We start from the raw sequence: 20297 nt of genomic DNA, 5'->3' as shown, positions 1-20297 counted from the left end.
TGAATTTTCACTAAAAACCCTTTTTGTTTTTCCGCCGACAATGCCTTCATTTGTACATATATTTAGGTGTAAAGGAGTGGTGCAAGCAGCGCATGACAAGTTCTTTGAAGATGTGTAACATGTTTTCGTGCCTATTTGATCGCATTTTTTGTCATCCGCCAATTCAATAGGGTACTTTTTGATTTTTGATTGGAGGAATCGTATGAAAACAGCAATTTCTAAAAATACACAACACGCATGCCAGTCTTCTGTTGATCAATGGGCAGAAGAAATACGTCCGTATTACACAAACGGGCAGAATGCTGGCTACATTCCAGCACTTGGAAAAGTGAATTCCTCTCAACTTGGTATCAGCGTGATAGGCCCAGATGGATCATCTGTACGATATGGTGATTGGGACGTTCCCTTTACCCTGCAAAGTATCTCAAAAGTCATCAGCTTTATAGCTGCCTGTTTAGGAAGAGGCGTACCTTACGTCTTGGATCGGGTAGATGTAGAGCCAACTGGTGATGCATTTAATTCCATCTACCGTCTTGAGATGCATAAACCAGGGAAACCCTTTAATCCAATGATTAATGCTGGAGCTATTACCGTATCCTCCATCCTTCCTGGAAAGACTTCTACAGAAAAGCTAGCATATATTTTCGATTTAATCGAAAACTTAATAGGTAAGCGTCCTTCTGTTAATGAAGAGGTTTATCAATCAGAATGGGCAACTGCGCACCGCAACCGTGCTCTTGCTTATTACTTAAAAGAAACCAATTATTTAGAATCAGATGTCGAAGAGACATTAGAAGTGTACCTAAAGCAATGTTCCATCGAGGTCACAACTGAGGACATCGCCTTGATTGGACTAATTATTTCAAGTGATGGCTACCATCCCTTTAAACAAGTCCAAGTCATCCCAAAGGATATCGCCAGACTAACAAAGGCATTGATGCTGACATGCGGCATGTATAATGCGTCTGGGAATTTTGCAGCTTTCGTAGGCGTACCAGCCAAAAGTGGTGTGTCTGGAGGAATTATGGCTTGCGTTCCGCCAAGCGCAAGAAGAGAGTTCCCGTTTCAGACAGGCTGTGGAATCGGTATTTACGGTCCCGCCATTGACGATTGTGGTAATAGCATTACCGGTGTCATGATGCTGAAAAAGCTCGCTAAAGAGTGGGATCTCAGTATTTTTTAAAAAAATAGGATGAATTAGAAGAGGTGATGTTATGAATGATTTATTAACAACAACAAATGGTTATCTATGGTCATATATTATTGTTGCACTATTAATTCTTGTCGGTCTTTATTTCACATTCAGGTCTCGTTTCCTTCAAGTGCGTATGCTTAAGGAAATGGTGATCGTTCTGAAAGAAGGAACAAACAAACAAAAATCTGGCGTATCGCCATTCCAAGCCTTTGCTATTAGTATGGCGGCTCGGGTTGGAACTGGGAACATTACTGGGATTGCGATTGCAATTGCCATGGGTGGTCCGGGTGCTATTTTTTGGATGTGGCTCCTAGCCATTATCGGTTCCGCGTCAAGCTTTGTTGAAAGTACGCTTGCCCAAGTGTATAAAGTAAAAGATGCATCAGGCTTTCGCGGTGGTCCCGCTTACTATATTGAAAAAGGCTTAAAGAAACGCTGGATGGGGATCTTGTTTGCTGTATTAATCACCATTTCTTTCGGTATTGTCTTTAATGCTGTACAGTCGAACACTATTACCATTGCTTTCGAAAATTCATTTGGTACAAATCGTTTGGTCGTAGGCGTCATTATGGCTATCGGATTTAGTATCATCATTTTCGGCGGGGTCAAAACGATTGCCAAGATGGCAGAATACATTGTGGTCTTCTTAGCTGTCGCTTATATTGGTATTGCTCTTTTTGTCATGATTACAAACATTACTGAACTGCCTGGTGTGGTCAAGACTATTATTTCACATGCATTCGGTATTGAGCAGTTTGCAGGAGGTACCATGGGTGCCGTCATTATGGAAGGGATTAAACGGGGTCTATTCTCAAACGAAGCTGGGATGGGTAGCGCACCAAACGCTGCTGCAGCTGCCGTGACGACCCACCCTGTAAAGCAAGGACTGATCCAAGCATTTGGTGTCTTAATTGATACTCTGATTATTTGTACAAGTACTGCCTTTATCGTCCTTTTCTCAAGTGCATATAAAACGACAAAATTAACAGGTATTGAGCTCACTCAAGCATCTTTGAGTGAACACATCGGTCCTTGGGCTTCTGGTGTTCTTGCCATTATGGTTTTCTTATTTGCGTTTAGTACGCTAATCGGGAATTATTACTATGGTGAAACGAACATTGAATTCCTTAAATCAAGCAAAGCATGGTTGATTGGATACCGTATTGCGGTCATTGCCATGGTTTTATTCGGTGCTGTAGCAAGTGTTCCTTTTGTTTGGAATCTTGCCGATCTGTTTATGGGCTTAATGGTCATCGTCAACCTCATTGCCATTACCATGCTATCTAAAGTCGCCTTTGCAGCATTAAAGGATTATTCACGGCAGAAAAAAGAGGGGAAAGATCCAGTCTTTTATAAAAATGCCGTTCCAAACAATGAGAACATTGAATGCTGGGATGATGAACCTGCTCCGTTGAAAAAGAATCATATCGGGTAAATCACAAAAGCTCTGGTCCCCTGACCAGAGCTTTTTTCTTTAGATCAAAAATTCGAGTATGAGTTTGTTCACCACTTCTGGCTTTTCATGATTGATCCAATGAGAAGCATCATCGACAAAAATCAGTTGGCCATTAGGGCAAATCTTTATCGTTTCCTTTGCCAGTTTTCTGCTTAAAAACTTGTCTTCCATCCCCCAGATCATGCGAACAGGTACTAAAATACGTGTAGATATCGGCTTTTCAAAGCCGCCCTTTTTAATGGCACGATACCAATTCAGCATGGAGGTCAAGGCGCCTGGCTGCGTCCAAGCCAGCTTATAGCTTAATATATCTTCTTTCGAGAACAAATGTGGTCTTGCCGTCAGTCCGATGGCTTCATCCAGTTTTTGAAATTGATTTTCTTGGAGTGCTGCCTCTGGCACATTCGGAAGCTGAAAGAAAGCAATATAGGAGCTTTTCTTCCACTGTGGCGGATAAAATGGAAGAACCTTCATCATGACCCGCGGATGCGGCATATTGACAATGATTAATTTCTCGACATATTGAGAACGGGTTGAAGCCAAATGCCAAGCAACAGCTCCGCCCCAGTCATGTCCGCCGACAATCGCCTTTTGGTTCGGGCTCAGCGTCTTGATCAAACCCACAATATCATCTCTCAGTTGATCTAATACGTAGGATTCGACTCCTTCTGGCTTGTCACTTAGATGGTAGCCTCTTTGATCAGGAACGACAACACGATAGCCTGCCTCAGCCAAGGGGATGATTTGATTTTTCCAGCCGTACCAAAACTCAGGAAACCCGTGGAGCAGCACAAGCAGCGGGCCATTTTCCGGTCCAGCCATTGCTGTATGAAGTGTTACACCATTTGTTTGGATTGATTGAAACTCAATTTGTTCCATTCCTTTGCCACCCTTCTCCTTGTCCTTTTATTCTTCCAACATAGCATATTTTCCATTTTTCAGAAAATAAAAACACTCACAAAAAAACCTTCACTATGGTGAAGGCCTTTGTTCTCTTCTCAGCGTGATAGAAAACCTTTGCAGCCCTAGGAAGGGCGAGTACCGGAGCGGAGCGAATTGGGCATTCGTGAGCACCGGCACGCAGACCTGACACAGAATGCGAGGGTTTGTCTACACGCTGAACCTTCACACTGGTGAAGGTCTTCGTCTATTTCATATAATTCAGAACCCAGATCAACCCATTTTTCCGGTCCTGTACTTGTCCGTGAAGTGCGCCAAAGAAGGTATCCTGTAATTCGACCAGTACATCTCCATCAGCTTCCAGCGCTTCATAGACAGCCTTTAGTTCTTCTTCATTGTCAAACTGCATGATCAATCTCAGATTCTCTGGCTTTGGTGTACGTCCAAATGTATCTGAAAAATGAAGCAGTGATTCCCCAAGGTGCAATTCAGCATGCAGGACACGGTCTTGATGTTCATTTAAGATCTGAATATCCCCACCAAAAATCCCTTGATAATATTGAAGAGATTCTTTCACATCTTCTACAACAATATAAGGACTAACACTAATCATACCCCTCATCCTCCTCTTGTTCCGTCCATCATCTCTTTTATAGCTTATCCCAAATCGTATGAAAAAAGGCACAAATCGTCAACGGATTTGCACCTTTTTCTCATGAAGATTTCGCTAATTCACTGTGTTTGTTTGAATACGCTGCGTACATGACGACACCGATTAACAGCCAAACCCCAAAGTAAAGCCATGTCCGGCCTGGTAAGTTGAGCATAAGGAACAAGCAGCAGCCCATTGAGATAATCGGCAAAACCGGCACAAAAGGAACCCTAAAGCCCCTCTCAAGCTGCTGATGTGTCTTTCTCAAAATAAGCACAGATAAACTAACCATGGCAAACGTTAATAATGCACCGATATTCGCTAAGTTGGACAGATCCTTCAAATCAATAAAGCCTGAAATAACAGCTGTCATTCCGCCAATCATCCATATGCTAGCAACAGGCGTATCGCTTTTGTTTGTTTTTGAAAACACTTTAGGCAAAAGTCCGTCTCGGCCCATCGCATAGGCAATTCGAGTTGCTGCATAATTATTGGCGAAAATCACAGCCATCAATCCAATGACCGCACCAACAGAAATAATACCAGCCACGCTATTTTGATGTACACTTTGCAGGACATAGGACATAGCCTCTGTGACATTCAGCTTTGTATAGTGCACCATGCCTGTCATGACCAAACAAACGACAATGTAAATGATCGTACAAATAAGTAATGAACCTATAATCCCAATTGGCAGGTTCCGCTGCGGATTTTTCACCTCTTCTGCTGAAGCAGAAATCGCATCGAACCCTAAAAAGGCAAAAAATACAGCGGCAGCACCGGCAATGACGCCTTCTGCACCAAACGGCATAAAAGGCTGCCAATTGGCTGGCTGTACATAAAAGCCGCCTACTACAATGAAAAGAACAATAATACCGAGTTTCACAAACACCATGATATTATTAAATTTTTTACTTTCCTTCGTTCCTCTAGATAAGATCCACGCAATTAGTAAAGCAATGATAATCGCCGGCAAATTCATATATCCGCCTTGCTCCGGCCCCGCTAAGAATTGATGCGGAATCGAAATTCCAAATCCCTCGAGCAGGCTGTTGAAATAACTCGACCAGCCGCTGGCGACAGCTGAAGCAGTCAGCATATAGACAGATAATAAGGTCCATCCCATTAAATGACCTACAAGCTCGCCCATGGTCGTATATGAATAAATGTATGCACTGCCGAATACAGGAAGCGCTGAAGCCATTTCTGCATAACAAAGTGCTGCCAAACTGCACACAATGGCTGCAATCGCAAAGGAGAAAATGACAGCCGGTCCTGCATCTTTAGCCGCTGTAATACCAGTTAACACCATAACCCCTGTACCAATCACTGCCCCTATACCAAGAAGCGTGAGATCGAGCCCGCCCAGCGTTTTCTTTACCTTTTGCTGTCTGCTCTGTTCCAACAAATCGTGAACGTGTTTCTTACGAAGAATATGTCGCAAACCCTTTCCCTCCAAAACGTTAGAAAAACAAAAAATCATTCAAATTTCATTATAGCAGAATAGGTACTAAGCATTCACAACCAATTCACGTAAATCTTTCTTCATGATTTTACCAAGCTTGTTTTTTGGCAGTTCACTGATGAAATGAATGGATGGCACTTTGTAATCTGCCAAACGTTCCTGACAATAGTTCACCACATCTTCTTCGCAGAAATCGGCGGATTCGTCTTTTACGATATATGCACTTGGCACTTCACCATATAATTCGTCCGGCACCCCGATGACAGCTGATTCAATCACACCTGGAATTTGTTCAATGACTTCTTCTACTTGATCAGGATAGATATTATCTCCGCCGTATAAAATCACATCTTTGTATCTGCCTGTGATAAATAGAAACCCGTCTTCATCTAGATAGCCTGCATCTCCCATATGGAACCAGCCATCTTTGAGCACCTTCGCAGTAGCGTCAGGCTGATGATAATAGCCTAAGAAATAAAATGGGCTTCTCATGACGACTTCGCCAATTTCTCCAGCTGGCAGTGTTTCCTCAGTCTCAGGATGAACGATTTTCACTTCTACATCTGGATCCACTTTACCAGCAGAGCCCATTTTATCCTCGCCCATCGCAGGATGCCACGCACTGACAACCCATGCTTCCGTGCTTCCATAGCCATGCATCATCTGAATGCCTGCTTCTTTGTAGTCCTTAATCAAACGGACCGGCACCTTCGTACCGCCAGAAATCGCAATTTCAAAGGATGAAAGGTCATACGAACCGCGCTTCATTTCTTCCAGCATGTACGTATAAGCTGATGGGAAAGCCATCATGAACGTTATTCTTTCTTTTTCGATCGTTTCTAAAATGCGCTTCGGTGTTGCATCATGTAAGAAAACAAGTGTATACCCTTCAATGGCAGCAGCGATCAGATGATTAATTGAACTCATATGATAGAGAGGGTGACTCGCCAAGTACCGTTTCCCTTTCAAGTCAAATCCTCGATTCCCGCGTCTTGTTAAAAATTGATAGATTCGTCCATGTCCGACCATACAGCCTTTTGGATTCCCCGTTGTCCCAGAGGTAAATAAGATCATCGCTAGATCCTCTTCTGATACCTCTTCCGCAAGATCACTGCCATCGTTTGAAGCTAATATGTCTTCAAACAGCTGCGTTGTTTTCGCATTTACACCAGATTCCGCCATGAGACAGTTGTCTAAAGACACATTCACCGCAGCAATCATGTCACGGAATTCTCGGTCAAAAAATAAAGCCTTTGGCTCTGCTTTTTTCAAAATACCTTCCAGCTCAAAAGAAGTAAGCTGCCAGCTCAGCGGAACTGCGACTGCACCTGCTTTAATGGCTGCCAGCATAATCGTTGAAAAGTGATGATGGTTTTGACAAATAAAGCAAACGCGGTCACCTTTTCGAATTCCTTTTTGATGTAAGTAATGAGCAAGCTGGTCGATGCGTTTTGCATATTCTTCAAATGTATAAGACACCCCTCCGCCAGTTACCGCCTCAATTTGTGAAGAGCGTTCCATTCTGTCGTTTAGTAATGCCTGTAAAGTATTCAATATCTTCATCTCCAAACGTTTGATTTCCAATAGCCAATTTCCAGCGAATTGGGTTGGCAGATTTTATCTCATTCACATTCTAAAATAAAAACAGCTGAAAGTAAAATCATTTCATTTTGGAATTGTTCTTTATATTAATTGATAATATAGGTAATTTTATAGCCGTCTTCCATTTTGGTTTAAATCATGTTGATTATTATGATAAGATAGACCTAGTAATTGATCGGAAATGCGAATGCAATAGGAAAAGAGGTATGGAGAATGCAACATTTCGAGCTAGAGGCAAGTTTGTTAGACCATGCACTGACAAAGTATTTAAAGGCGACGAAACAAATAGATGAAGAAAATATTCCGAAAAACGTCACGAATGTTAAAGGGTTTATTTTACGTATCATCTACCGCCATCAATCATGTACTGTGAAAAATATTCTGCAGGAAGTTTCATTATCTCCCTCTGCAACAACAACCGCTCTCAATCACTTAGAAGACGAAGGGCTGATCATCCGCTCTCGAAATAATAATGACCGCCGTACTGTGTGGATTGAACTCTCTGAATCGGGTGAACAAATTGCTAAACAAATGATCGACAATCGCCAGCTGCTTGTGAATCAATTGTTCAACCACCTTTCAGAGGAAGATAAAAAAACATTTTTTGAATTAATCGAAAAAATGATGGACAAGCACACATTAAAGGCTTAGGAATACTCCTAAGCCTTCTTTTTATGGCTTTAAAACGACCTTTATACAATCATCCTGTTTGTCATTGAAGATGTGGTACGCATGAGCAGCTTCATCTAATGGCAATTTGTGAGTAATAATCGCTCTAGGATCAATTTCACCGCTTGTCACTTTTTGATAGAGCTTTGACATGTATCCTCTCGCCGGGGCTTGGCCCATTTTCAGGGTGACGTTTCTTGCGAAAAAAGCGCCTAATGGAAACATGTTGTACAGGCCGCCGTACACACCCGTCATCTGCACTGTTCCACATTTGCGAACGGCTTTTGTGGCAATTTGAATGGGTCCGATCGTTCCGCCTTGCAACTTGAGCTTTTGCTCAATTTTTTCAAGCGGCGACTTCTTTCCGTCCATTCCCACACAATCAATCACAACATCGGCTCCGCCCTTGGTGAGCTCCTTTAACGTTTCTCCCATGTCGGGATCTTCTGTAAAATCAAAGACTTCCACGCCGTTCATCCGTTTTGCATGCCGCAGGCGGTAATCAATGTAATCGACGGCAATCACACGTTCTGCCCCTTTTTGCCAAGCAAATTGCTGCGCCATTAACCCAACAGGTCCGCAGCCTAGCACGATGACCGTATCGCCTTTTTTCACACCTGCGTGCTCTACACTCCAATAGGCGGTTGGCAGGACATCCGATAAGAAGAGCAATTGTTCATCCTCCAGCTCGCAATCATCTGGGATCTTAAACGGGGTATAGTTGCCAAAAGGTACGCGTAAATACTCTGCCTGTCCTCCGGGGTAATTCCCATATTTCTCACTATAGCCAAAAAGTCCACCCGAATCGTAGTGCGGGTTTGAGTTGTCACATTGGCTTTCTAAGTGATGATCGCAATATTGGCATTTACCACATGCAACTGTAAATGGAATGACGACACGGTCTCCCTTTTTTACGGCTGTGACATCCGGGCCAACTTCCTCCACAATCCCCATTGGTTCATGCCCAATCACATAGCCGATTGGAAGCGGGAAATTCCCCTGATACAAATGTAAATCTGATCCACAAATTGCTGTTGATGTAATACGTATGATCACATCTTCCCGATCTTGAATCGACGGTGCATCTACTTTCTTCACTGCAATGCTATTTTTCCCTTGATAAGTAACAGCCCTCACATGCCCTTCCTCCTTTAGCTCAAGTCATCTTTACTTAGCTTCACCTTGAATGAATGGTTCATTCATCAAATGAGAAATTTATGTGGAGGAGGCAAAAAACCAAAAAAAGCCTGTCGATTGTTTCGACAGACTCATAATGTCGTGTAACGCGTTACACAATTATTCCTTTTCAACAAAAAACAAATCATATTGAGTGGAAGTCTCCCGATTGAACATGAAATTCCCTTCTTGAATAAAATAGGGACATATACTTGGGCTTGGAGATTCTTCAAACTGCTCATACACCTGCTCAATTTCTCCTGGAAGCAGCAAAACCAACATTTTATTTGAATGAGACACAAATTCATAAGAGTGAATCGTATCCGGCGGGATATAGGCAAAGTCACCCGGCATCAAGCAAATATCCTCTCCGTTCAAATGAAGGTTCATCTTCCCTTCCACACAATAGATTGCTTCTGTATGAACTTGATGATAATGCGGCGGGAAATATTTCTCCTTCGCTCCTTCAACCACAAAATGACTGAATCCGCCTCCTGTTGTTTCTACTGTTGCAATCAGTTGATGAATCTGACCATCAATGATGTATTGCTTCCCTTCACCAGCCTCTAATACATAAGGCTGTACCTCGTGAGGAAGCTGACTATGAAATAAAACGGAGGGCCTCGTTGTATTAGACAGTTCTCTGATTCCATGCATCAGGATGATATCGCTTTCTTTTTCAGCCTGCTGAAAACTGGATGCATCGAAAGCATGATGAGTCATAGACCATTCATTCTGAAAAAGCCTCTTCCCAATTTGCTGATAGACATCTGTCATTTTTCCGCCCAGCGTATATGAAATAAATCTTGTTTTATGACTATGCATTCTGTAGCCATGAATCGTTTTGGGCGGGATATGAATATAATCAAAGGCTGTGACCATGTATTTTTTACCGTCCAGCATCACTTCAAGCTTTCCTTCCAGCACAAAAATGGTTTCAAATAAGTGCTCATGACAGTGCAACGGGAAATAAGCTCCTTTCCCACCTGTGATTAAAGCAAGCTCAAACAGCTGATTCGTTTGATTTGCTTCTGCCAGCATATGAACAAGCTGATTCTCCAGCCCATACAGCTTTCCGGAACCAGACACGGTATAAAAAAAGGTACCTTCGGATTGCTTCATCGATTGCGGTTGCTCCGACATCCCATCACTCCTCATGACAAATTGACTATCTATATTATATAGACCAATTGATATAATAGATAGACAATATGCGAGAGATTTTTTACTCTTCTCGCATAAATAAGTGTCTAAGGTAACTTTTTACGTGTTCTAAAGGGGTCGTTTGTTTGAGTGCAGTGGTCATCGATAAACCCCCGATGACCATTGAGTGAAGGAGAGAAGCCAGCTCATCCGCTTTGTTTTCTTCATACCCGCTGTTCATTAGCTTTTCTTTTACAAGCTCCTGCCAGCGGATCATTTCTTGTTTGCATGCAGCATGAAGCTGCGCGTTTTCAGGCTTGGACTCTGCCGCAAGCAAGACAATTGGAATCCCTCTTTCACTTTCTTTCTCCATAAATCCTCGAATGATCTTGGTCATAAAACGATCGATGGCGATATATGGGTCATCCGAATAGGCAAAGCCTTCTTCAATTTGATTGATGACCTTTTGACTAATGTATTCAACAGATGCAATGGCCAGCTCTTCTTTTCCATTTGGAAAGTAATAATAAAGAGAGCCTTTAGGTGTGCCGCTCTCTCTGATAATTTGATTCAATCCTGTCGCATGGTATCCCTGTTTACGTAAAAGAAGTGCTGCCGTTTGAATGATTTTGTCCTTCGTACTCACGTGTGACACTCTTTTCCCTCCATAGACCAAAGTCGCTTATCATGCGTTATCGATTTAATTGACTAGTTCCTTTCCAAATCGAGGATGTCTCCATTTCCGCCGCAAGCCTGAGCAGCCAGTCCTCTTTTCCTTTAGGTGCTGTCACCTGTACCCCTAAAGGCATGCCCGCGCTAGTAAGATGAACAGGAACACTCATTGATGGCTGACCTGTTAAGTTGGCAAGCTGTGTAAATGGGGTGTAGGTCAAGCTCTTGAGGAACATGTCATAAATCAGATCCTGCTGTGCTTGCATGGAAAGAGATGACACACGTAAAAGTGCGGCTGTTTCCTGATCTGAATGCATAAGCTCACCTACCTTTGGAGCTGAATAGGCAGTAGCTGGTGTCACATAGAGATCGTAGGTTTGATGAAATGATGCCATTTGTGCAGCAGCCCGATCCCACGCATCAAGACTTTCTGTATAAGCAGCAGCGGTCACATTCTTGCCAGCCTCCGCCAGCACCCATGCCACGATGTCCGTTTCCTCCGGCTTTACTGGACGCCCTAACGAACGAGCCAAGGAAGTGAATAACGCAGACATTTCTCCGCTGTTCATCACGTAATATTGCTGCATGAGATGAATCCCATCAATTTCCGGCTTGGCTTCCTCTACTTGATGACCTTGCTCACTCAGCCATTTCACTGTTTGCTGAACCGCCTGCTTCGCTTCCTCACTGACCTTCGTGCCAACTGGAGATTCTACGCTGTAAGCAATTCGCATAGAAGATGTACGTTTCGCCAGATCCTCTTGGTAACTGCCATCGTATAACGGAGTTTGGAAAGCAGCTTCAGGCTGAATGACTTGAAGAAGATCAAGAAGGGCTGCACTGTCCCGTACTGTTTTTGTAAGTGTAAAGTCGATGGAAGCCCCTTGCCACTGCCTTCCTGCGCCTGGGCCTACTGGCGTTCTTCCCCGCGTAGGCTTAAGGCCGAACAGACCGGTAAAGGATGCTGGAATCCGGATGGAACCACCGCCATCACTTGCTCCGCCAGCAGGTACAATGCCGCTTGCAACAGCTGCTGCTGTCCCGCCACTTGAGCCTCCCGGAGAATAGTCTGTATTCCAAGGATTTCTCGTTGGACCATGTAACGCAGGCTCCGTCACATTTCTTAAACCGAATTCCGGTGTATTTGTATGTCCGATCATGAGAAAACCAGCCTGCTTCAACCGATCAACAAAGTGCGAATCCGAATTTGCTTTTACATCCTTTAACAGCAAAGCTCCTGCTGTCAGCGGTTCATTTTTTATCCCTTGTGATATATTTTTCAGCACAAACGGAACGCCCGCAAATGGCTGATACTCATGTAACTCCTTGATGTCTTTTAAAACTTGTTCTTGTCTCGTCCGTATCACAGCGTTTAGTTCTGGATTGACCTCATTCAATCTATCAAATGCCGCCTTCATAAGCTCCTCGGGCGTTACCTGCTTATTCCGCACAAGTGCTGCCAAGCCAGTCGCATCATACGTCATATACTCTTTTACGTTCATCAGCATGTCCTTCTTTCTCTTATCATGATGTCTCTATTGTCTACTAGAATTCTATGAATTTCAATTTCAGGTTACTTGTAAAAATAACTTTCTGAACAAGACGACAATTCTACTATCCCATCCCTCTGCTTTCTCCGATATAATAGAGAAAAAAGACCGAGGTCATCGGATGAGAGGAGCCACGCATTGAAAAAGAAATTACTTATCGTCATTGCGTTTCTTCTTGCGTTGACAACTGCTTTGCCCTTCCATTCGCAGGCAGCTGCACCGCCAAAAGAAACAGATGTCATCATCGTCTATAAAAATCAAAAAGGAAAACAAACAGCTATTGAGGAAAGTGAGAAAGTGAACGCACAGTACATACATCTTCCCGCTGTCGCTGTGACAGCAGATGAACAAGCGGTCACCTCACTCAAAAAAGACCCAAACATCGCTTACGTCTCAAAAAACGTAAAGGTCAAACTCGCGGCTTCTACTGTAAAGAAAACAGCCGCTGCTACTAATCAGGATGCATTGGTACAAAAATCTTACAATCTGCAAAAACTAAATATCAAGCAAGCAATAAAAGAAGGCGTCACTGGTAAAAATGTAAAAGTAGCCGTATTAGATACTGGCATTTTCTCACACGAGGATTTAAAGGTAGCCGGCGGTAAATCATTCGTGAACTACACATCCTCTTATAAAGATGATGAAGGACATGGCACACATGTCGCCGGCACGATTGGTGCGCTTAATAACGATTATGGAACAGTCGGCGTCGCTTCCGGTGTGAAGCTGTATGCTGTGAAAGTGTTAGATAAAAAGGGAGAAGGCGACCTGTATAGTCTGCTTCGAGGCATCGATTGGGCGATTACCAACAAGATGGACATTATTAATTTAAGTTTAGGCTTTGAAGACAATATCCCCATCTTGCGTTCAGCAGTAGATGAAGCCTATAAAAAAGGACTGCTTGTAGTCGCTGCAAGCGGAAATGATGGGAAAAAGAATGATATTAGCTATCCTGCCGCTTACAATAGTGTCATTGCCGTTTCTGCAACAACTTCCAAAGACAAACTCGCGTCTATCTCGAATACAGGAAAAGGGATTGAATTTTCTGCCCCTGGCGAGAACGTTATCAGCACTTATTTAAAAAATGAATATTGGTATGCAACGGGGACATCACAAGCCACGCCGCATGTCACAGGAATGCTGGCACTGTTAAAGCAGCTTCATCCGAAGAAAACAAATGCACAGCTTCGCACTTTATTGCGCAGCTATACAGTGGATCTTGGCGCAAAAGGGAAGGATCCGCAATTCGGCTATGGCCGCGTGCAATATGTGCCGCAATCCACCTTTTTAAAGGCTGCGGCCAGTGCTGTCAAAACAGCCGAAACATCTAAAAAGCAGGCAGATGTCAATCAAGCCAAAACGAGAATTGGCAGGCTCACTGCAAGCAAGCAAAAAACAGCACTCACAGAACGGGTGAAGAAAGTCCAAGCAGCCATTGATATCCGCTCGGCACGTGCAAAGGTCAAAACAGCCGAAAAGAACAAAACACAGGGCGCTATTAAAAGTGCTCAAACGGCCATCAAAAAACTAAATAAAGGCAAAGAAAAAACAAGCCTGCAAAACCGGCTCGACAAAGTTAAAAAACAAGTCGCTTATCAAAAGAAAGTGACGGACGCTAAACAAAAGGTCAAAAAAGCAGAAACCAAACGAACAAAGAAAACAAAAGCAGCGGCTCAAAGCGCTGTCAAACAGCTAAAAGCCTCCAAAACAAAAACCAATTTACAAAAACGATTAAACCGTATTAAGGTTTAACAGAAAAAACGATTCCTTTCAGCGAGGAATCGTTTTTTCTATTTCAACATCGGCTCAAACAAGCTGTGATGATATTTCCCTTCGGCATCTGCCCTCACTTGATCGAGAATGCTTTCTAACGAAGCCGTCACGCTCTCTAATGCCCGCCGTACTGTACCGTGTTCAAAATCCGCTAAACTCTCCGGCAATTCATCTTCATCCAGCACAAAGACATCACCATTCGGAAGAACAAGAAGATCAATAATGAGGTCTTCAAACATGACCAGCTGCCCGTTGAACTGTGTATCTCCCACCATATTAAAATAAGATCCTAGTTCCTTCCCTTGATCATCTCTCCAGAAATATATGTTATAAGGACGATCCTTCCAATAATAGGCGGTCGTATAGCTCCCTTTTGGAATGGTTAGAGCACCCTCACCTGCCCTCATCGTAAACGGTTCTTCAATCTTGTGAAACAGCACAGCCTGCTGTCCCTGTGCGTCTAACAGCTGACAGGTATGTTCCACAACTTTCTGATCGTATTTGATTTTTCTCTCGATGACTTCATCCCAACGATTCGCATGCAGCGAAAACAACATGTCACAACTCCCTCTAAACATTTGGTCTCTTTCCAGTATACACCGATTTTTTTTGAAGAAATAAAGGATTGCCTCATTTACTTATGGAAGACCTATGATGAGGTGAAATAAATGAACGGAATCACGATTCTTGAAAACTTTACACAGCTTGGACAAATCATCCTCATGATTTGCGGCTATGTCCTTTATTGGCAGCTGGTGAAAACGAAGAAAGAACGAAAGCTGTCTCCTTATGAGCGCATGTTAAAATTCTTTGTCATGTTCGGTTTCATCTCGTGGGTGGTATCCTATTGGGCGCTGGCACTGTGGGCGTAAATTGAAAAAAGGAAGAGCTTGTCATGGAGGTAAGCTCTTCCTTTTGCTGCACGTTATACTATGAACCTGCCGGCTGTTCTTTCTTGATCAAATATTGATAGCTCTTGACATGTGTCCCATTTTGGTTCACAAATTCTTTATCAAGCGCACGCTCAAAGCCCATTCTTTCATATAGGCGAATGGCGGCCTGCATTTTATCAGATGTATGAAGATACAGGACATTTTCGCCCCATGATTGCGTCAGTTCAATACTTTTACGCAGCAATGATTCTGCAATGCCTTTTCCCCTCACATCGGGATCTACTCCTAAAAACCGGACGATGGCTGATGTAATGCCCATTTCGGGTTTGTCATACGCTTGCTCTGATGACCGGAACATTTGAAGCGTCCCCACGACCTTGCCGTCATGTTCCGCCACAAGCATCAGCTCCATGTTCGGATTATCTACGGCTGCTGCAAGCGCGGCAGAATAATTTTGCCAACCTTCTTCTGTAAATTGCGGCTCATACTGTGCATAGGATTTGATCAGCACGCGTGTGATGGCCTCATGATCTTCTTTGACTGCTTGACGAATAATCAGCTCTTGCTGCTTCATGTCAGCACCTCCTGCTCTCTATTAGTGGGTATACGTATCATGCAATCACTGCATGCGATCACCTTACTCTTTTCTCTACTCATTCAATGTAAAGAGTCTCATTCGAAAGATCAATCATTTTGCACGGAATCATCTCTGAAAATTTTTCATTGAAAAGGAACGCTTGATTCATTATGCTGTGTTGAGGAAGTATACGAGGAGTGTTGTCATCATATGAGTTCTTTATCCTATCCCCAAGAATCGAAAAAAAATCGATTTCTCCTTGCCGCATTGCTCGGATCTTTAACAGCCCTTGCTCCGCTGGCAATGGATATGTATTTACCTGCTTTACCTAATATCGCCCGTGACTTTGAAGCAAGCACGGCGCTTTCTCAGTTAAGTCTCATGGCTTGTTTGATTGGACTTGCTCTTGGACAGCTGATTGCAGGTCCAATCAGTGATACAGTCGGCAGAAGAAAGCCGCTCATGATTGGATTGATCATTTTTATTGCAGCATCCCTTCTTTGTACAGTGGTCACATCGATTTGGACGTTCATTCTTCTTAGATTGATTCAAGGACTTGCTGGTTCAGCAGGCATTGTCATTGCACGAGCCATTGTCCGAGATCATTATGAAGGATCAGAAATGACGAAATTCTTTGCACTGCTGATGTTAGTCAACGGGGTTGCTCCGGCAGCGGCACCTATCGTGGGCGGACAAATGTTACGGTTCACGACGTGGCAGGGTGTGTTTGTTCTTCTAGGAATCCTTGGAGCGCTAATGCTCCTAAGATCAATGTTTTCATTGAAAGAAAGCTTACCTGCGGAACGCAGACAGACTGGGGGCTTCAAACAGATCCTAGGTGCGATGAAAATACTAGCGAGCGATCGTCTCTTTGTTGGATATGCCCTATCACAAGGTCTTGTCTTCGCAGCAATGTTTGCCTATATTTCTGGTTCACCGTTTGTGCTTCAGGAGATTTTTAACCTTTCTCCACAAGGATTTAGTGCGGCCTTTGCGGTAAATAGTCTTGGGATTATCACGGCTGGACAAGTATTTGCCCGAGTCGCTGCGAAAATCGGTGAAGAGAAAGTTCTTCGTATTGGATTGCTGACAGCTGCATTAGGGGGAGTCACTTTATTTTTCATGATCTCAATTGATGCAGGATTGTACGGTATTCTGATTCCGCTGTTTTTTGTTGTCTCAAGCGTTGGAATTGTCGGCACATCTGCGCCGTCTCTTGCGATGCAGCATCACGGAGCGCATGCAGGAAGTGCAGCTGCACTGATCGGTGTGGCACAAATGCTGCTAGGCGCTTGCATGACCCCTCTTGTCGGACTAGCCGGAAGCCAAACAGCCTTTCCAATGGGTCTAATCATTATGCTTTGTGATCTAGGCGCACTTTGCTGTTATTTCTTCTTTGTGGCCCGAGCGAAAAAAAGACCCGCATAAGCGGGTTTTTTCATTTATTATGGCTTGCTCCAATTGATGGTGCGGAACACGTTACTCTCGTCATTGTTGTGATATGCATCTAAATCAAAGCCTGATATTCCAAAACCAATTGCCATGACAATTCCTCCGGCAACGGTGAAGATGATCCCCCATTTGATGCATTGCTTTTTTAAATCATTCACGTTCATACTCTCACGACCTTCTTTTTAAACATTCCCATGAATGCCTTAGTGGTTTGAATAGTCATTTGCACAAATAGCTTTGTCAAATACGCCGTGGCTATGCCGCTTAATAATCCGACACCTAATAGAAGAATACCAACGCCAACCTGCGTCACCACCACATGCAAACCGTCCTGAAAAATAAATGGAGAACCAATGATGCTCCAAAAACCGCCAAGCAGACCAGTAAGCGTCAATGCACCTGTCACGAGTGGAATGCACCAAATCACCATATACACAGAAAGAATCAGCAGGAAGACTGTTGCTAGAATACTGCCCCATAACGGAAAGCCTAAAATGAGAATGGAGAGTCTCGTCGCTTTTTCTCCAAACGTCGGCACCTGAACGGTTTTTATTCCTTGTTCCTTCATAATCCCTTCAGCGATCATAGCAGGCTGCCCGACTTGATGAACCGCTTCCTCTTCACTGTAGCCATCTTCCTGATAATCCTCAATCATTTCATCGTAGTATTCGATAAACCGATCACTATCTTTGTCACCTAGAAGATGCAGATGCTTCTTTAGGCTGCTCAAAAATTCTTTTTTATTCATTGCCCTGTCCTCCAGAAATAAAGTCGTAAATCGCCATCACCTGATCCCATTCCTCTAAAAACTGCGCCATATGCTCCCGCCCGCTTTCTGTCATGCGGTAGTATTTTCTTAATCGACTGTTATGTTCCTGGGAATAGGTCTCCACATAATTGTTTTGCTCTAAACGCTTTAAAATCGGATATAATGTCGATTCTGAAATCTCAATACAATGGGACATATCTTTAATGATTTGATAACCATAGGAATCGCCTTTCTTTAATACCGCCAGTACACAAAATTCCAGTAATCCTTTTTTTAATTGTGCATTCATGTTTACAACTCCTAACTATTCATACTATACAATACATAGTATGATGTGACAAGAGGTATATCTGATGAATTCCAAATATCACATCTTTACAATGCTCGTTTCATTAAGAGTATTTATACTCAGATGAATTATGATCAACCGTAATATATTAGAAATTTATCTGTTTATTTCATTTTTTTAGAGGAATAAGTTTAATTTTATGGAATTAATAAGTTGATTCGATAATATAATATGAAAGGGGCAGTTACTTTGAAAAGGCTTACTTTTTTCTGTTTGATTTTACTAATTGCAACAATCCTCCCCCAGTCTAATTCAAGTGCTATTACTCCCTCTAAATTTTCTGTAAAGGAAAATAACTTTAAAGATTCTTATGAGGGTAAGTTATTCTCTGAAAAAATTATTTTTAATGACAGTCTTATAAAGTACTCCTATGATTTCACTGATTCAGAAAAAAACGTTGTTAAAATTAAAGAGGAAGGTAACAATAGCGAAACTTTAGTGGAGTTCTATAACAACACTCAGACACTTTTTATTAATGGTAGGAAGGATGAAAATTTAAAAGTATCTACGGATAATACCGTATCTACAGAATTCACAACCCAAGCTGTTCCAAAAGGCGGCTCTTACATGGGAAAATTCAACTATTCTTATAACATAAAAAATGTAACAATTGGGCTTGCTGCAGCAAGCATTTCTGCTGTTACTAAAGCTCCAGTTAGTGTGATTACAGCTATTATTGCATTTCTTGCTGGCACATCCACCACACTGTACTATACAGTTTTTCAATACCGATATGCTTTTAAATGTAATGCTTATCCTTATTTTAATCATACTAAGTTTTACGAAAACTCAACTCGAAAAAAAGTGATGAGAACGGCAGAAAGTGGAAAATTCTTTTCAACTCAACCAATACCGGCTAGTTGTAGACCTTAAAAGAGAGGAGTTGATGATCTTGAATAGAGCGTTGAGCAATTACCTCACGTTAGTTATTACATTAACATTATGTTATATCGTGTATTTGTTCATCTTCAAACAACCTTTTACCATTACACCCATCATCCTGTTTGTGGTGGGAGTGGCCATTGCTGAGTGTATACGCTTTTTCGTTCTGAAAAGTAACGAGAAAAAAGATGATACCTTGAAAAAATAGTCCCTTAAACATAAGATCACTCAACATATGAAAAGACACCCCCACTTTATAGTGGAGGTGTCTTTTTTTACTTTTTATATATTCACAAATCCTTCTCCAAACACATCACGCACGTCATGGACAACAACGAATGCGTCTCGATCAATTTTCTTAATGATTTTCTTTAAACGCATCAGCTCCTGTTTTTGAATGACTGCATAGAGAATTTCCTTCGATTCCTTCGAATAATGACCGCGACCGTTTAAAATGGTTACGCCTCGATCCAAGGTGTGATTGATTTCTTCTGCAATATCATCTTTGCATGAAGAAATAATCGTCACTGCTTTTTTCGTGTTAAGCCCTTCTATGACGAAATCCATCACCTTAGTCGCCACATACAGCATCACAATCGTAAACATTAATTTTTCCGCACCAATAATAAAGTAGGAAGCAAATACAACGATCAAATCAAAGAACAAGATGGCATAGCTCACGTTCCAGTCTAAATACTTGTTGGCAATTCTTCCGAGAATGGCAGAACCCGCCGTTGTTCCACCTGCTCTGAGCACAAGACCAATCCCAATTCCGATGATAATTCCTGCAAAAATCGCTCCAATGATCAATTCATGAACATTCACGACCCATGTTGTGGTCAGGTGCAAAAATAGAGAGTTACTTGCGACGGCAACCACAGTATAAATCGTGGTCTTCTTGTCTAAATACTTATAGCCGACAAGCAGTAAGATGGCATTAAACACAAGGTTCGTCAGCCACGGTGCTATTTCAAACAAATAATAAAAAATAATGGACAGCCCCGTGACGCCGCCTTCACCAAATTCAAGCGGAATGACAAACATGTTCACTGCTGCGGCAAATAAAAAAGAACCAACTAGAATCATCGCTATATCTTTTACACATTTTTTCAATTTCTTCTT

Annotated in this window: 21 protein-coding genes; 7 read left to right on the top strand and 14 right to left on the bottom strand. The window is 42.5% G+C overall.

Annotated features, from left to right (window positions below; all coding sequences use genetic code 11):
* Positions 1 to 202: 202 nt before the first annotated feature.
* Positions 203 to 1183 (top strand): glutaminase, encoded by a 981-nt coding sequence (locus BAE31_RS13410; protein ID WP_076840664.1) that lies wholly within the window; start codon positions 203 to 205, stop codon positions 1181 to 1183.
* A 31-nt stretch (positions 1184 to 1214) separates the two neighbouring features.
* On the top strand, positions 1215 to 2630 hold the full coding sequence (locus BAE31_RS13405; protein ID WP_041106210.1) for an alanine/glycine:cation symporter family protein: 1416 nt from the start codon (positions 1215 to 1217) through the stop codon (positions 2628 to 2630).
* A 39-nt stretch (positions 2631 to 2669) separates the two neighbouring features.
* On the opposite strand, the gene BAE31_RS13400 is transcribed toward BAE31_RS13405, so the two are convergent.
* The 4 genes from BAE31_RS13400 to BAE31_RS13385 form a co-directional block, all read right to left on the bottom strand.
* The gene (locus BAE31_RS13400) at positions 2670 to 3530 is read right to left on the bottom strand and encodes an alpha/beta fold hydrolase (RefSeq protein ID WP_041106207.1); all 861 of its coding nucleotides are present in this window, start codon (positions 3528 to 3530) and stop codon (positions 2670 to 2672) included.
* A gap of 268 nt (positions 3531 to 3798) precedes the next feature.
* Positions 3799 to 4164: a VOC family protein gene (locus BAE31_RS13395; RefSeq protein ID WP_025092526.1), complete on the bottom strand. Its 366-nt coding sequence runs from the start codon at positions 4162 to 4164 to the stop codon at positions 3799 to 3801.
* Positions 4165 to 4264: 100 nt separating this feature from the next.
* A complete protein-coding gene (locus BAE31_RS13390; protein WP_041106205.1) occupies positions 4265 to 5647 on the bottom strand; it encodes an amino acid permease in 1383 nt (460 codons plus the stop codon).
* A 66-nt stretch (positions 5648 to 5713) separates the two neighbouring features.
* On the bottom strand, positions 5714 to 7222 hold the full coding sequence (locus BAE31_RS13385) for a class I adenylate-forming enzyme family protein (RefSeq protein WP_076840663.1): 1509 nt from the start codon (positions 7220 to 7222) through the stop codon (positions 5714 to 5716).
* 261 nt (positions 7223 to 7483) lie between these two features.
* Between BAE31_RS13385 and BAE31_RS13380 the strand changes: the two genes are divergently transcribed.
* Positions 7484 to 7921: a MarR family winged helix-turn-helix transcriptional regulator gene (locus tag BAE31_RS13380; protein WP_076840662.1), complete on the top strand. Its 438-nt coding sequence runs from the start codon at positions 7484 to 7486 to the stop codon at positions 7919 to 7921.
* A 21-nt stretch (positions 7922 to 7942) separates the two neighbouring features.
* Here BAE31_RS13380 and BAE31_RS13375 read toward each other — a convergent pair whose 3' ends face one another.
* From BAE31_RS13375 to BAE31_RS13360, 4 genes are all read right to left on the bottom strand, one after another.
* On the bottom strand, positions 7943 to 9076 hold the full coding sequence (locus BAE31_RS13375; protein ID WP_076840661.1) for a zinc-dependent alcohol dehydrogenase: 1134 nt from the start codon (positions 9074 to 9076) through the stop codon (positions 7943 to 7945).
* A gap of 159 nt (positions 9077 to 9235) precedes the next feature.
* Positions 9236 to 10258 carry a quercetin 2,3-dioxygenase gene (locus BAE31_RS13370; protein ID WP_076840660.1) on the bottom strand — a complete coding sequence of 341 codons (1023 nt, stop codon included), beginning with the start codon at positions 10256 to 10258 and terminating at the stop codon, positions 9236 to 9238.
* 82 nt (positions 10259 to 10340) lie between these two features.
* On the bottom strand, positions 10341 to 10913 hold the full coding sequence (locus tag BAE31_RS13365) for a TetR/AcrR family transcriptional regulator (protein ID WP_024424384.1): 573 nt from the start codon (positions 10911 to 10913) through the stop codon (positions 10341 to 10343).
* 37 nt (positions 10914 to 10950) lie between these two features.
* Entirely contained in the window at positions 10951 to 12432 is a 1482-nt protein-coding gene (locus BAE31_RS13360; protein WP_076840659.1) for an amidase, read from the bottom strand.
* Positions 12433 to 12618: 186 nt separating this feature from the next.
* On the opposite strand from BAE31_RS13360, the gene BAE31_RS13355 reads away from it, so the two are divergent.
* Entirely contained in the window at positions 12619 to 14232 is a 1614-nt protein-coding gene (locus BAE31_RS13355) for a S8 family peptidase (protein WP_076840658.1), read from the top strand.
* Between the two features lie 38 nt (positions 14233 to 14270).
* Here the strand turns inward: BAE31_RS13355 and BAE31_RS13350 are convergent, their stop codons facing one another.
* The gene (locus BAE31_RS13350; protein ID WP_076840657.1) at positions 14271 to 14810 is read right to left on the bottom strand and encodes a ribonuclease FAU-1 family protein; all 540 of its coding nucleotides are present in this window, start codon (positions 14808 to 14810) and stop codon (positions 14271 to 14273) included.
* Positions 14811 to 14921: 111 nt separating this feature from the next.
* Between BAE31_RS13350 and BAE31_RS13345 the strand changes: the two genes are divergently transcribed.
* On the top strand, positions 14922 to 15125 hold the full coding sequence (locus BAE31_RS13345) for a hypothetical protein (RefSeq protein WP_076840656.1): 204 nt from the start codon (positions 14922 to 14924) through the stop codon (positions 15123 to 15125).
* Positions 15126 to 15183: 58 nt separating this feature from the next.
* On the opposite strand, the gene BAE31_RS13340 is transcribed toward BAE31_RS13345, so the two are convergent.
* Positions 15184 to 15720 (bottom strand): GNAT family N-acetyltransferase, encoded by a 537-nt coding sequence (locus tag BAE31_RS13340; protein ID WP_076840655.1) that lies wholly within the window; start codon positions 15718 to 15720, stop codon positions 15184 to 15186.
* A gap of 213 nt (positions 15721 to 15933) precedes the next feature.
* Here BAE31_RS13340 and BAE31_RS13335 point away from each other — a divergent pair, with 213 nt between their 5' ends.
* A complete protein-coding gene (locus BAE31_RS13335) occupies positions 15934 to 17151 on the top strand; it encodes a multidrug effflux MFS transporter (protein WP_076840654.1) in 1218 nt (405 codons plus the stop codon).
* A 17-nt stretch (positions 17152 to 17168) separates the two neighbouring features.
* Here BAE31_RS13335 and BAE31_RS19715 read toward each other — a convergent pair whose 3' ends face one another.
* From BAE31_RS19715 to BAE31_RS13325, 3 genes are read right to left on the bottom strand one after another with little or no spacing between them, the layout of a single operon-like run.
* Positions 17169 to 17339, bottom strand: coding sequence for a hypothetical protein (locus tag BAE31_RS19715; protein ID WP_164512186.1), 171 nt, complete (start codon positions 17337 to 17339; stop codon positions 17169 to 17171).
* Positions 17336 to 17923, bottom strand: coding sequence for a DUF1700 domain-containing protein (locus BAE31_RS13330; protein ID WP_041106184.1), 588 nt, complete (start codon positions 17921 to 17923; stop codon positions 17336 to 17338). Before BAE31_RS13330 ends, BAE31_RS19715 begins: the two co-directional genes overlap by 4 nt.
* Positions 17916 to 18233, bottom strand: a complete 318-nt coding sequence (locus tag BAE31_RS13325; protein ID WP_024424392.1) for a PadR family transcriptional regulator — start codon at positions 18231 to 18233, stop codon at positions 17916 to 17918. Before BAE31_RS13325 ends, BAE31_RS13330 begins: the two co-directional genes overlap by 8 nt.
* Before the next feature lie 249 nt (positions 18234 to 18482).
* Between BAE31_RS13325 and BAE31_RS13320 the strand changes: the two genes are divergently transcribed.
* Positions 18483 to 19166 (top strand): hypothetical protein, encoded by a 684-nt coding sequence (locus BAE31_RS13320; protein WP_076840653.1) that lies wholly within the window; start codon positions 18483 to 18485, stop codon positions 19164 to 19166.
* A 291-nt stretch (positions 19167 to 19457) separates the two neighbouring features.
* Here the strand turns inward: BAE31_RS13320 and BAE31_RS13310 are convergent, their stop codons facing one another.
* A complete protein-coding gene (locus BAE31_RS13310; protein WP_034283328.1) occupies positions 19458 to 20288 on the bottom strand; it encodes a YitT family protein in 831 nt (276 codons plus the stop codon).
* Positions 20289 to 20297 lie beyond the last annotated feature (9 nt).

Origin of the sequence: Bacillus sp. I-2 (assembly GCF_001974945.1) — a bacterium.
Lineage (GTDB): Bacteria > Bacillota > Bacilli > Bacillales > Bacillaceae > Bacillus > Bacillus safensis.
The sequence above is the reverse complement of the archived record's forward strand: the minus strand, read 5'-3'. Positions and strand labels throughout refer to the sequence as shown.